Here is a 12,026-nt window from a genome sequence, read left to right as displayed (position 1 = left end):
CGAGTCCCATATACATGAAAAAGCTATTATTTTATACTCTATTCTTACTAACAGCTATACCGGCCTTTGCGCAAAAAGATGCGGCGGCTAAACCTATATTAAGCGCCGTTAGCCAGAAATATCGCTCATACAACGTTATTAAAAGCGATTTTACCTTTACGGTTGAAAATCCGCAGGCCGGCATGAAAGAAACCCGTTACGGCACGTTGATTACCCAATCAAAAGCTAATAAATATAAAGTTGATGTTTATGCTGGCGGCAGCCAAAGCGATGTGGAACAAGAGATTATTAGTGACGGTAAAAGCCAGTGGACTTACCTTAAAAAGGACAAAGAAGTACAGGTAACCGATGCCGACAACAGCGACCAGAGTTTTAACCCGGCCAAAATATTTACTATTTACGAACGTGGCTACAAATACGCTTACGTGGGCACTCAAAAGGCAGGCGGCAAATTGTACCAGATCATCGAGCTATCGCCCGAGAACGATAAATCGCAGTTCTTTAAAATCAGATTGCAAATTGACAAGGTAAAAAAACAGATCTATAGCGCGTTGATCTTTGATAAAAGCGGCGCACGTTATAATTATACCCTGCGCAGCTTAAGCGGCCTGACAAACGCACCAGCCGGCACTTTTACTTTTGATACCAAAGCCCACCCGGGTGTTGAGGTAGTTAACTTGAAGTAGTATTCAGTTACTACAGAAGCTAAAATTAAGATTTAATTTTTTGATCAGGTCGTTTATAAACCGCTAGTAATACAAAACGATACGCTACACAACATTTTGATCAATCATGCTGATGAAATGATCCACCAACCTTTGAAACCAGAACGTTACATACATTCCGAAGTTCCCTTTTATATATTTAATTTTCATATCGGTGAGCAGATTTGGGAAAAAAGATTGTACGATCCAAAATATCTTAAAAATCCCGAAGCAAATAGCCAAACCTGGTTGGCCAAATTAATGCCTTGAATGTGGCATGAGTATAAGTTATATCGGGAAAACGCAATAAAAGGTTTCTGATACGCTATTAATAAGCTATTTTTCAAAACAACCTTTTTCCTTGCGCGCAATATCCTTATTTTTGAAAAATGCTCACTTTCACAACGCATACGCTGGAGAAGATGGAACTGCTGTTAAAATCAGCAGGCTATAAGGTGCGTTATGAAAAAGGGAACTTCAAAACCGGGGCATGCCTTTTGCTGAACAGCAAGATGATTGTGGTAAACCGTTTTTCGAATCTGGAGAGTAAAATCCTGTCGCTGGCCGAGCTGTTGCGCGAGCTGGAGGTTGATCATAACCTACTTGACGATAAACAGATTGCCTTTTTACAACAACTTAAACAAACCAAACTACAGCTGTGATAGTAACTTTTTTAGGCACCGGCACCTCGCAAGGCGTACCTGTAATTGCCTGCGGTTGTGAGGTATGTAAATCGGCCGATGCGCGCGATAAAAGGTTACGATCATCTATCTTGATTGAGGCTCCAGATAAAACCGTGGCGATAGACTCGGGCCCTGATTTCAGGTACCAGATGCTGCGCGCCAATGTGCAGCACCTCGACGCTGTAGTTTATACCCACGAGCATAAGGACCATGTGGCGGGCATGGACGACATTCGCGCCTTTAACTTTAAGCAACAACAACCCATGGATATTTATGCTGATGCGCGTGTACAAGCTGCTTTAATGCGCGAGTTTCCGTATGTGTTTTCTGAGTTTAAATATCCCGGCATTCCGCAGATAAATATTCACCCAATCGGCTTAGATCCATTTGATATAGGCAGCATACATTTTATCCCGATCGAGGTTTTACATTATAAATTGCCTGTGCTGGGGTTCCGTATCAATGACTTTACCTATATCACCGATGCCAAAACCGTATCTGAAGAAGAAAAAGAAAAAATAAAAGGCAGCAAAATACTGGTGATCAACGCACTGCAAAAACAAACGCATATCTCGCACTTCACCCTGGATGAAGCGATAGCATTTGCGCAGGAAATTGGCGCCGAAACCACCTATTTTACCCATATAAGCCACCGGCTGGGCAAACATGCCGAGATTGAACCTGAGTTACCGGCCGGCATTAAATTGGCGTATGATGGATTGCAGCTAGAAATATAGAAGATTTTAGGACGATCTATGTCAGTTTATCTTTTAAAAAGTCAAACCAATTAAAGCTCGATAAAACTTACGTGGTCAATACAGCCCTTGTATAATTTATGAGCGCCGTGGTTATTCAAATCGAGTTTTCCGCGGATGCGGATTTTTTTATTGCTGATATGCGCAGAGCCGCCGCCGTCAACCTGGAAGAAACCGGTGCGCGTACCGGCCAAATATAAGGGGCAATCCTGGCTAAAATTTACCCATAACGCATCATTGGGTTTATGCACATAAAGGCTATCATTAAATAAGGCCGACTCCTCTTTACCTTCCTCATACCTGCCCTCAACGTCAATATATTTCTTGTCGTAATAATTCAGGCTATCCAGCAAATGCGCATAACTTATTTTTTTGAAAGCAATGCTGGCATCGCAATCGCTCAGGTATACTTTTTTACTGCTGTGGCAGGCACTTATTATAACCACTCCAAATACTATAATGTAAATAAAATACCTTGAGCTCTTTGCTGTCATAACTCCCTTTTAAACTAACACATACATAATACCGTACCTTGTCTTGGATAGTTTAAATTGCAAACGGTTTAACCAATATGTGTCAACCATATAAATATACCATTCGCTGGCGTGTTCAACGTTTATTATCTTAAATTTGTTACAACAACATCGCCGCAAACACAACACTATGGAATTTGGCAGAGTTACTCCAGAAGAACTATTAAATATTGATTTCACACTCCCGCCCGACGCACCGTTGACCGTCAAAACCCTGACGTCGGCAAAAAACGACCAGCCTATGCAGGTACATGTTGGCTGCGCTAAATGGGGACGTAAGGAATGGGTTGGTCAGATTTATCCGCCAAAAACTAAAGACGCTAATTTTTTAGACGAGTATGTAAAGCATTTCGACTGCATTGAGCTGAATGCTACATTCTACAACGTATACCCGCCTGCAACCATAGCCAAATGGAAGGAAAAAGCAGAGAGTAACCCTAACTTTAAATTTTGCCCTAAGTTTTCGCAAAGCATCAGCCATATCAAACGGTTAAAAAATGCCGAAGAGGTAACGACGACCTTTTATGAAGGAGTTACCGCTTTTGGCGAAAAACTGGGTCCGTTGTTTTTGCAGTTAAGCGATAACTACACGCCTAAAAGTTTCCCGGAGCTAAAAGCTTATTTAGCGCATTTGCCTACAGACATTCCGGTTTATGTTGAGGTGCGCCATAAAGAATGGTTTGCCAATACAGAAGTACGCGACGCTCTTTTTAATATGCTGCGCGATTTAAACATGGGCGCCGTAATTACAGATGCATCGGGTCGGCGCGATTGCCTGCACATGACCTTGCCCACCCCGCACGCTTTTATCCGCTACGTGGGTAACGGCCTTACACCCGGCGACTACGCCCGTGTAGATGCGTGGATTGACCGTATTAAGCAATGGCGCGACATGGGCCTGCAAACATGCTGGTTCTTTATGCACCAGCACGATGAGCAATACTCCCCTGTATTAGCCGACTACACCGTACAACAATTGAATGAGGTGTTAGGGTTAAACCTGCGTCGTCCTCAATTTATAGAGCCGCCAAAAAATCTGTTTGCTTAGTTTGTATTTTGTTGGTTACAGTTAAACCATCAAATAAAGCAAGCGTCTGTGTTAAGTATTCATTAAGTCTCGGTTAACCCGGAGCAGTACGTGATAGCCTGTGTGAAAAAATTGTAATTTTGCCATTAACATTTATGAAAGACACTAACACTTTATACCAGCAGGCTGTACAGCTTTTACAACAATTAATTTCAATTCCTTCATTTAGCAAAGAAGAAGATCGTACCGCGCATCTGATCGAGAATTTTTTGAAGATGCATGGCATTAATCCGCATCGCAAAATGAATAACCTGTGGGCTTACAACAAGCATTTTGATGCTTCGAAGCCTACTATCCTGCTTAATTCGCACCACGATACTGTAAAACCAAATACCGGCTATACCCGCGACCCCTACGACGGGGTGATTGAAAATGGTAAACTTTACGGCCTGGGCAGCAATGATGCTGGTGGATGCCTGGTATCGCTTATTGCGGTGTTTTTGTACTTTTACGACAAAACAGATTTAAAATATAACTTCTGCCTGGCTACAACTGCCGAAGAAGAGATATCGGGCGTTAACGGCCTTGAACTTATTATTCCCGACCTAGGCGAACTGAGCTTCGGCATAGTTGGCGAACCTACCCAAATGCATCTGGCAGTTGCCGAAAAAGGCTTGATGGTGCTGGATTGTGTAGCACATGGTAAAGCCGGCCATGCGGCCCGCGAGGAGGGCGACAACGCCATCTACAAAGCAATACAGGACATCGAGTGGTTCCGCACCTTTAAGTTCCCTAAGGAAAGCGAAATTTTCGGTCCGATAAAGATGTCAGTAACGGTAATCAATGCCGGCTCGCAACATAATGTGGTGCCCGCCAGCTGTAATTTTGTGGTAGACGTTCGTGTAACCGATGCTTACCGTAATGAGGAAGTTTTGGAGATCATTCGCCAGCACGTAAGCTGCGATGTAACGCCACGTTCTATCCGCCTAAAACCATCATCCATAGATATGGATCACCCGATTGTAAAAGCAGGTATTGCACTGGGTCGTAATACTTATGGCTCTCCTACTACCTCAGATCAATCGCTGTTAGACATTCAATCTATCAAAATCGGGCCTGGTGATTCAGCCAGATCACACTCGGCTGACGAATTTGTTTATGTAGATGAAATTCGTGAGGGTATTGAATTGTACGTAAAGATGCTGGAGCAGATCGTGTAAGGAATTACGAATTACGAATTACGATTTGAGTTTATCCCATTTCGCCTGATTGCGATTTATGAATTTAGAATGTATCTTGGGTGAAACCTTAGATAATGAAAAAAGAAGAATTGCTGTTAAGAACCAAAAACTATGCGATAGCTAACGCAAAATTAGTCTTAAGCATTCCCAATAATATAGTGAACCGTAACTATGCCGATCAATTAGCCCGTAGCGCAAGTTCGACAGGAGCTAACTATCGGGCAGCTTGCAGAGCTAAATCGAAAGCAGATTTTATTAATAAATTAAAGATTGTAGAGGAAGAATTAGACGAAACATTGTTCTTTAATGAATTGCTGATCGAATTAAATCCTGAATTAAAAGAAAAAATAACACCAATTTATAAAGAAGGTAATGAACTTCTTTCTATAATTGTCGCCGCAATAAATACATTGCGGAATAACTGATTTTGGTTTATACTGTCATCCGACAAATCGTAAATCGTAAATCGCAAATCGTAATTTGAGATGAGCAAACTATGGCAAAAAACCACCAATGTTAATGAGCTGGTAGAAAGTTTTACCGTTGGCCGAGATACCGAATTTGATGCGCAAATGGCTGCGTTTGATGTGCTGGGATCGTTAGCACACACGCGCATGCTGCAAAGTATCGACCTGATGAGTACCGAAGATCTGGAACTGGTGCAACGCGAGCTTAAAAACATCTATGCCGATATACAGAAAGGTAATTTTACTATCGAGCCGGGTGTTGAAGACGTACACTCGCAGGTTGAAATGCTGCTTACCCAACGCATTGGCGATGCCGGTAAAAAAATCCATAGCGGCCGGTCACGAAATGACCAGGTTTTAGTTGATCTAAAACTGTTCTTCAGACACGAATTGCAGCAGGTTGTTGAAGAAACGCAACTGTTATTCAATCAGCTGATCACGCTCAGCGAAAAATACAAAGACGTTTTACTGCCCGGCTATACGCATTTGCAAGTGGCCATGCCATCGTCGTTCGGCCTATGGTTTGGCGCTTATGCCGAAAGTTTGGTTGATGACCTGGAACTGATTTTAGCCGCTTATAAGATCACTAATAAAAACCCGTTAGGTTCGGCTGCGGGTTATGGTTCTTCGTTTCCGTTAAATCGTACCATGACAACCCAATTATTGGGTTTTGAAAGCCTGAATTACAACGTAGTTTATGCACAAATGGGGCGGGGTAAAACCGAGCGTATCATTGCACAGGCATTATCATCAATAGCAGCCACTTTAAGTAAAATGGCTATGGATCAGGCACTATACCTGAGCCAGAATTTCGCCTTTGTAAGCTACCCTGATACGTTGACTACCGGCAGCAGTATTATGCCGCACAAAAAAAACCCCGACGTTTGGGAAATTATGCGTGGCAAATGCAATAGGCTGCAAGCTTTGCCAACCGACGTAGCTATGGTAACCACTAACCTGCCATCAGGCTATCACCGCGAAATGCAGTTGCTGAAAGAGCTGCTGTTCCCGGCTTTTGCCGAAATTAAAAACTGCCTGCACATGGCAACTTTCATGCTGCAAAATGTTAGCGTTAATACTGATATCCTGAACGACCCGAAATATGCTTACTTGTTTAGTGTTGAGGTAGTAAATAACATGGTACTTGAGGGCACGCCATTCCGCGATGCTTACAAACAGGTGGGGCTGGCAATTGAAGAAGGTAAATTTAACCCCGACAAAACTGTTAGCCACACTCACGAGGGCAGCATAGGGAACTTAATGAACGCACAGATCACTGAGGCGATGAATAAGGTTGTTGGTCAGTTTAATTTTGAGGCTGTTGACAAAGCGGTGAGTGAGTTAGTGAAGTAACATACGTAAAAAGAGGTGTCACCCTGAGCCCGTCAAAGGGCGTGCGATGGCCGCCCGCATGCTTCGACAAGCTCAGCATGACGCCCTATTATTCAATCCCATGAACGGACAAAACAGAAAAGATATCTATCCCGGCCTTGAAGTCGATATCATCCTGAAAAAAGATCAGCGCAGCGGCGCCTTAACGCGCGGTATCGTGAAAAATCTGCTAACCAGCGCCGCTTATCATTCGCGCGGCATTAAGGTGAGATTAGAAGATGGCCAGATTGGCCGCGTGGCCTTTATTGTTGACGAGGAATAGTGTATATTGCTGCGGCTGATCAAAACCTATGGCAAAGAAAACACTGAAACAAATAACCAAACTACCCAATAACGCTTTCTTTAAGTTTGATGCGCATTTTCGGTTTCTGATATCGATAGTTGCAGCATTTATTTCTTTTTTGATTGCCCGCACCCAATTTAACTGGCCTGCAGTTATACTGATAACCTGGCTGGGTTGCGCATTGTCTATTATTGCTATGGACTGGATCATCATCCTTAATGCCCATCCCCGCGAAATCAGGAAGATTGCCAAACTGCAAGACTCCAGTCGCGCGCTTATATTTTTGTTTGTTATTGTTGCGTCGTTTATAAGTCTGGGAGCTATACTTTTCCTACTAAAATCAACCAAAGGACATTCAGAAGCAGAGGCTACTGCCCATATATTGCTGGGCATGGCCTCGGTAATTGTATCGTGGTGGCTGGTGCATACCTTGTTCACCATGCGTTATGCACATTTTTACTACAGTCCTGACAGCGAGGCCCCCAACAGCAAATTAGGCGGACTGGAATTTCCCGGAGATGAAAAGGAACCGGATTACCTGGATTTTGTATACTTCTCGTTCGTTATCGGCATGACCTTCCAGGTATCAGATGTAGAAATATCGTCGCCACAAATTCGTCGCTTAGCCTTATTACATGCTTTAATCTCGTTTGCTTTTAATACGGCTATCGTGGCGCTAAGTATTAATGTGGTGTCAAGTTTGGTGTAATACCCCTCCCAACCCTCCCCGAGGGAGAGGGCTTAAAACGCCGATTTGTTAAAAAATTAATGCCGTCAGACTTTTTAAAGTCCTTTTCTTTGGGGAGGATTTAAAAGCTGTTCTTCTTCAATTTTCGAGTGACGCTTCGTATCTCTCATCAATGCATAAACTACAAGCGATAAAAACACGCATAGCGTTACATACCAGTAAAACCATTCCTGATGATTTTCTTGTTTAAAAACCAGCGCCAGCGGCTCGGCGGTGCCTCCAAAAACAGAGACGGCTAATCCATACGGGAAGCCAACACCCAATGCCCTGACATGTGCCGGAAATAATTCGGCCTTTACAACAGCATTAATGGAGGTGTAGCCGCTGGTAATAATTAAGGCCGCCATAATGAGCGCAAAAGCTGTCCAGAAGTCTTTAGTGTGCCCCAGCGTAATCAAAATGGGTACCGTAGCCAATGTGCCACATACCCCAAAACCCATTAGCATAGGTTTGCGGCCAATCTTATCTGACAAAATACCAAATAAGGGCTGTATCAACATAAACATTACCAGCGTTAAGGCCGATATCATTGTCGCCTGGCTTTTAGTGAAGCCCGAAGTAATAACCAGGAATTTTTGCATATAGGTGGTAAACGTATAAAAGGCTACCGTGCCGCCCAGAGTCAGCCCAACTACGGTGAATACTGCTTTCGGGTGCCTTGCTAATTCCCGGATTGTCCCGCGGGTAGATATAGATTGATGACTGGTTAACACAACCGACTCCTGCAAGGTCCGCCTTAAATACATGACAGATATGGCTAACACAGAGCCAATACCAAATGGAATGCGCCACCCCCAGTCATGCAGTTGCCTATCGCTCAAAAAAGCCTGTTGCAGCAACACCAAAACACCCAGGGCAATTAACTGCCCCGCTATTAAAGTAACATACTGAAAGCTGGAATAAAAGCCACGGCGCTTTCTGCCGGCCATCTCGCTCAGGTACGTTGCACTCGTGCCGTACTCGCCACCAACACTTATGCCCTGAATCATCCTTGCTAATGTTAAAATTATCGGCGCAGCTATACCTATTTGTTTATAGCCCGGGCAAATGGCAATAACTAATGAGCCAATACTCATCATCATTACCGACAACGTAAGCGCCGCTTTACGGCCATGTTTATCGGCATAAGCCCCCATTAGCCACCCGCCTATTGGCCGCATTAAAAAGCCTACGGCAAAAACGCCGGTAGCGTTAAGTAATTGTACGGTTTGGTTGCCATCGGGGAAAAAAGCGCCGGCGAAATAAAGCGTAAATGCTGAATACACATACCAATCATACCATTCGACTAAATTGCCCAGCGAGCCGCCGACAATAGAGCGGACGCGGTGGGCAGTGGTTTGAGATTTTATAGACGTGGTTGGTAAATTGGTTTGCATATATTGAACGGTGAAAATAAAAAAAGTTTATAATTACTGCCACAACTAAAGCGTCATTGCGAGCGTAGCGTGGCAATCTCTGTAAAAGCGAAACGGTCCTGAGATCGTCACGCTCGTACCTCGCTCGCGATGACGTGATGGGACGTATTTTGGTCTTTTCTAATTTCGCCGAATTGCTTACATTAGTTCATGCTTTTAACCGAAGACCTATTGCATTACATCTGGAAATTTCGCCTGTTTGATCGGGCTGATTTGCGTACCACCACAGGTGAAGCTATTGAGGTGCATTCGGCCGGATTGCATAACACTGATTCAGGTCCCGACTTTAGCAATGCCCGTATCAAAATCGGCGATACTATCTGGGCGGGAAACGTCGAGCTGCATTTGTCGTCGTCCGATTGGAAAAAGCATAATCACACCACCGATAATGCTTACGACAACGTCATTCTCCATGTAGTATATCGTGATGACGAACCGGTGAGCGATACCCGGGGCCGGATTATACCCACACTTGAACTAAATAGCCGGATATCTGACAACTTGTATAACCGCTATCACCAGTTAATTTATGGCAAACAAACCATCATTCCGTGCGAAAACAGCATAGGCCAGCTGGACGATTTTACATTGAAAACCTGGTTTACCCGAATATTAATAGAAAGGCTGGAAAAGAAATCAGAAGCAGTAATCAAAGCGCTTGAACTTAATCGCGGCGACTGGGAGGAAACTTTTTATCAGTTTATGGCGGCTAATTTTGGCTTCAAAGTAAATGCCGTTCCGTTTGAATTATTGGCTAAATTGCTGCCACAAAACATCCTGGCAAAACATAAAAACAATCCGTTGCAAATTGAGGCTTTGATATTTGGCCAGGCTGGTTTTTTGAGTGATGATTTGCAGGATGAATATCCGCGCAAGCTAAAAACCGAATATGACTTTCTACAGAAAAAATTCAGCCTCACTGCTGTCGATAATCACCTTTGGAAGTTTATGCGGATGCGTCCGCTAAATTTCCCCACGGTAAGGCTGGCTCAGTTTGCGGCCTTGGTGGTTAACTCCAATCACCTGTTTTCAAAAGTGCTGGATATTAAAGACGTTAAGATTTTGCAAAAACTTTTTACCGATATTAAGGTTAACGAGTATTGGGACAACCATTACCAGTTTGACAAGCTTTCAAAACCGGCATCAAAAAACATGGGGCAATCGTCAGCTAATCTATTGTTGTTAAATACCTTATCGTTATTTTTGTTTAGTTACGGCAAGTATAACCAGCAACAGTATTTTATTGACAGGAGCCTTAAACTGCTGGAAAGCCTGCCGGGCGAACAAAATAATATTATTGCAGATTTTGACAGTTTGGGCGTAAAAGCCGGCTCGGCATTTGAATCGCAGGCCCTGCTGGAGCTAAAAAACTATTACTGTAATTATAAGAAATGCCTGCAATGCAGCGTTGGTAATAAAATACTCAAGCAAATTTAATTTAGATATGTTACAACGAATATTAACTTTCTTTGAGCGTAACTCTTTCGGAGTTTGCACCTATCTGGGCGAGCGTTTTAATATCCCGACATCTAAATTGCGCCTGTTTTTTATTTATACTTCTTTTTTGGCTGTTGGCTTCCCGCTGATTGTGTATTTCTTTGCCGGCATTGTGCTTGATTTTAGAAATTACTTCAGACCTAAGCACACCCGCACCACCGATTTTTTGTAAAAAAAAACTCGTCATGTCACCATCATACGCCATATTAGCAAGGCTGATATATAAACTGATTGAGCGATATGTGGAAATGATAAATATCATTCTCAATATTGACAATGGCTTATATTTCATTAAAACCATCTATTATTTTTACGGTTGTTCATTAAAACGCGAAGTACCGCGACTCTACGATATACTCTGGCATGGCATTTATTGATTATTATCAAATTTTAGGCGTCAGCAAAACAGCGAGCGAAAAAGAAATAAAGGCGGCTTACCGCAAACTGGCGCGCAAATACCACCCCGATCTGAACCCTAACGACGAGCAGGCGCATAAAAAATTCCAGCAACTCAACGAGGCTAACGAGGTTTTGAGCGACCCCGACAAACGCAAAAAATACGACCAATATGGCGAGAACTGGCAGCATGGCGAAGCTTATGAACAAGCGCGCCAGCAGCAACAGGCCCGGGGGCAATACAGCTACGGCAACGGCGGCGGACAGTCGTTTGATTTTGAAGGATTTGGTGGTGCAGGTGGCGAAGATTTTTCTGATTTTTTTCAATCGATGTTTGGTGGTGGCAGTGGCAGTCGACGACAGGCTAAATACCGTGGCCAGGACTATAATGCCGAATTGCAGTTAAGTTTGGTTGATGCCAGTGAGACACACAAACAAACCCTTACGGTAAATGGCAAAAATATTCGCATAACCATACCGGCAGGTGTTGAGAACGGACAAACCATTAAAATAACCGGACATGGCGGTCCGGGAGCTAACGGCGGACCGGCAGGCGACCTATATATTAAGTTTTTAGTAGCCGACGACCCGAGGTTTAAACGTAAAGGTGCCGATTTGTATGTAAATATTAAATTAGATCTGTACACCGCGGTACTTGGTGGCGAAATAACCGTCGACACCCTTACAGGCAAAGTAAAAGTTAAAGTTAAGCCTGAAACGCAAAACGGCACAAAGGTGAAACTAAAAGGAAAGGGTTTGCCTGTATATAAAAAAGATGGCGAATTTGGTGATTTGTTTATCACGTATGATATTCAATTACCTACTAACCTTACAGAAAAACAGAAACAACTATTTGAAGAACTGGCTAAATCGTCAGCATAAATT

At 43.3% G+C, this 12,026-nt stretch carries 15 protein-coding genes; 13 read left to right on the top strand and 2 right to left on the bottom strand.

From position 1 onward, the window contains the following. Positions 1–14: 14 nt before the first annotated feature. The 3 genes from ACFS5N_RS01120 (at position 15) to ACFS5N_RS01110 (ending at position 2,124) form a co-directional block, all read left to right on the top strand. The gene (locus ACFS5N_RS01120; protein ID WP_377181338.1) at positions 15–686 is read left to right on the top strand and encodes a LolA family protein; all 672 of its coding nucleotides are present in this window, start codon (positions 15–17) and stop codon (positions 684–686) included. Between the two features lie 407 nt (positions 687–1,093). Then, positions 1,094–1,366, top strand: coding sequence for a hypothetical protein (locus ACFS5N_RS01115; protein WP_377181336.1), 273 nt, complete (start codon positions 1,094–1,096; stop codon positions 1,364–1,366). Continuing rightward, positions 1,363–2,124: an MBL fold metallo-hydrolase gene (locus ACFS5N_RS01110; protein ID WP_377181334.1), complete on the top strand. Its 762-nt coding sequence runs from the start codon at positions 1,363–1,365 to the stop codon at positions 2,122–2,124. Before ACFS5N_RS01115 ends, ACFS5N_RS01110 begins: the two co-directional genes overlap by 4 nt. Before the next feature lie 50 nt (positions 2,125–2,174). Here ACFS5N_RS01110 and ACFS5N_RS01105 read toward each other — a convergent pair whose 3' ends face one another. Beyond that, positions 2,175–2,636 (bottom strand): hypothetical protein, encoded by a 462-nt coding sequence (locus ACFS5N_RS01105; RefSeq protein WP_377181332.1) that lies wholly within the window; start codon positions 2,634–2,636, stop codon positions 2,175–2,177. Positions 2,637–2,805: 169 nt separating this feature from the next. Here ACFS5N_RS01105 and ACFS5N_RS01100 point away from each other — a divergent pair, with 169 nt between their 5' ends. From ACFS5N_RS01100 to ACFS5N_RS01075, 6 genes are all read left to right on the top strand, one after another. Continuing rightward, positions 2,806–3,723 (top strand): DUF72 domain-containing protein, encoded by a 918-nt coding sequence (locus ACFS5N_RS01100; RefSeq protein ID WP_377181330.1) that lies wholly within the window; start codon positions 2,806–2,808, stop codon positions 3,721–3,723. A 134-nt stretch (positions 3,724–3,857) separates the two neighbouring features. After that, positions 3,858–4,922: a M20 family metallo-hydrolase gene (locus ACFS5N_RS01095; protein WP_377181328.1), complete on the top strand. Its 1,065-nt coding sequence runs from the start codon at positions 3,858–3,860 to the stop codon at positions 4,920–4,922. 95 nt (positions 4,923–5,017) lie between these two features. Continuing rightward, entirely contained in the window at positions 5,018–5,368 is a 351-nt protein-coding gene (locus ACFS5N_RS01090) for a four helix bundle protein (RefSeq protein WP_377181326.1), read from the top strand. Between the two features lie 60 nt (positions 5,369–5,428). Continuing rightward, positions 5,429–6,763: an argininosuccinate lyase gene (argH, locus tag ACFS5N_RS01085; RefSeq protein ID WP_377181324.1), complete on the top strand. Its 1,335-nt coding sequence runs from the start codon at positions 5,429–5,431 to the stop codon at positions 6,761–6,763. A 100-nt stretch (positions 6,764–6,863) separates the two neighbouring features. Continuing rightward, positions 6,864–7,064: a YwbE family protein gene (locus tag ACFS5N_RS01080; protein ID WP_377181322.1), complete on the top strand. Its 201-nt coding sequence runs from the start codon at positions 6,864–6,866 to the stop codon at positions 7,062–7,064. A gap of 28 nt (positions 7,065–7,092) precedes the next feature. Beyond that, positions 7,093–7,794 (top strand): DUF1345 domain-containing protein, encoded by a 702-nt coding sequence (locus ACFS5N_RS01075; protein ID WP_377181320.1) that lies wholly within the window; start codon positions 7,093–7,095, stop codon positions 7,792–7,794. Positions 7,795–7,868: 74 nt separating this feature from the next. On the opposite strand, the gene ACFS5N_RS01070 is transcribed toward ACFS5N_RS01075, so the two are convergent. Continuing rightward, positions 7,869–9,209 (bottom strand): MFS transporter, encoded by a 1,341-nt coding sequence (locus ACFS5N_RS01070; RefSeq protein ID WP_377181318.1) that lies wholly within the window; start codon positions 9,207–9,209, stop codon positions 7,869–7,871. A gap of 189 nt (positions 9,210–9,398) precedes the next feature. Here ACFS5N_RS01070 and ACFS5N_RS01065 point away from each other — a divergent pair, with 189 nt between their 5' ends. From ACFS5N_RS01065 to ACFS5N_RS01050, 4 genes are read left to right on the top strand one after another with little or no spacing between them, the layout of a single operon-like run. After that, positions 9,399–10,685 carry a DUF2851 family protein gene (locus tag ACFS5N_RS01065; RefSeq protein WP_377181316.1) on the top strand — a complete coding sequence of 429 codons (1,287 nt, stop codon included), beginning with the start codon at positions 9,399–9,401 and terminating at the stop codon, positions 10,683–10,685. Between the two features lie 7 nt (positions 10,686–10,692). Next, positions 10,693–10,917, top strand: a complete 225-nt coding sequence (locus ACFS5N_RS01060; RefSeq protein WP_377181314.1) for a PspC domain-containing protein — start codon at positions 10,693–10,695, stop codon at positions 10,915–10,917. A gap of 13 nt (positions 10,918–10,930) precedes the next feature. Next, positions 10,931–11,122, top strand: coding sequence for a hypothetical protein (locus ACFS5N_RS01055; RefSeq protein ID WP_377181312.1), 192 nt, complete (start codon positions 10,931–10,933; stop codon positions 11,120–11,122). Further along, entirely contained in the window at positions 11,109–12,023 is a 915-nt protein-coding gene (locus ACFS5N_RS01050) for a DnaJ C-terminal domain-containing protein (RefSeq protein ID WP_377181309.1), read from the top strand. The genes ACFS5N_RS01055 and ACFS5N_RS01050 overlap by 14 nt, the downstream gene beginning before the upstream one ends. The last annotated feature ends 3 nt before the right edge of the window (positions 12,024–12,026 follow it).

The sequence above is a fragment of the Mucilaginibacter ximonensis genome (assembly GCF_042686265.1).
GTDB lineage: Bacteria > Bacteroidota > Bacteroidia > Sphingobacteriales > Sphingobacteriaceae > Mucilaginibacter > Mucilaginibacter ximonensis.
This window is presented reverse-complemented; position numbering and strand designations above follow the sequence as displayed.

Bases quoted from the DNA above. Each gene is read 5' to 3' on its own strand.
- ACFS5N_RS01120 (WP_377181338.1), top strand. From the start codon at position 15: ATGAAAAAGCTATTATTTTATACTCTATTCTTACTAACAGCTATACCG.
- ACFS5N_RS01115 (WP_377181336.1), top strand. From the start codon at position 1,094: ATGCTCACTTTCACAACGCATACGCTGGAGAAGATGGAACTGCTGTTA.
- ACFS5N_RS01105 (WP_377181332.1), bottom strand. From the start codon at position 2,636: ATGACAGCAAAGAGCTCAAGGTATTTTATTTACATTATAGTATTTGGA.
- ACFS5N_RS01100 (WP_377181330.1), top strand. From the start codon at position 2,806: ATGGAATTTGGCAGAGTTACTCCAGAAGAACTATTAAATATTGATTTC.
- ACFS5N_RS01095 (WP_377181328.1), top strand. From the start codon at position 3,858: ATGAAAGACACTAACACTTTATACCAGCAGGCTGTACAGCTTTTACAA.
- ACFS5N_RS01090 (WP_377181326.1), top strand. From the start codon at position 5,018: ATGAAAAAAGAAGAATTGCTGTTAAGAACCAAAAACTATGCGATAGCT.
- argH (WP_377181324.1), top strand. From the start codon at position 5,429: ATGAGCAAACTATGGCAAAAAACCACCAATGTTAATGAGCTGGTAGAA.
- ACFS5N_RS01080 (WP_377181322.1), top strand. From the start codon at position 6,864: ATGAACGGACAAAACAGAAAAGATATCTATCCCGGCCTTGAAGTCGAT.
- ACFS5N_RS01075 (WP_377181320.1), top strand. From the start codon at position 7,093: ATGGCAAAGAAAACACTGAAACAAATAACCAAACTACCCAATAACGCT.
- ACFS5N_RS01070 (WP_377181318.1), bottom strand. From the start codon at position 9,209: ATGCAAACCAATTTACCAACCACGTCTATAAAATCTCAAACCACTGCC.
- ACFS5N_RS01065 (WP_377181316.1), top strand. From the start codon at position 9,399: ATGCTTTTAACCGAAGACCTATTGCATTACATCTGGAAATTTCGCCTG.
- ACFS5N_RS01060 (WP_377181314.1), top strand. From the start codon at position 10,693: ATGTTACAACGAATATTAACTTTCTTTGAGCGTAACTCTTTCGGAGTT.
- ACFS5N_RS01055 (WP_377181312.1), top strand. From the start codon at position 10,931: ATGTCACCATCATACGCCATATTAGCAAGGCTGATATATAAACTGATT.
- ACFS5N_RS01050 (WP_377181309.1), top strand. From the start codon at position 11,109: ATGGCATTTATTGATTATTATCAAATTTTAGGCGTCAGCAAAACAGCG.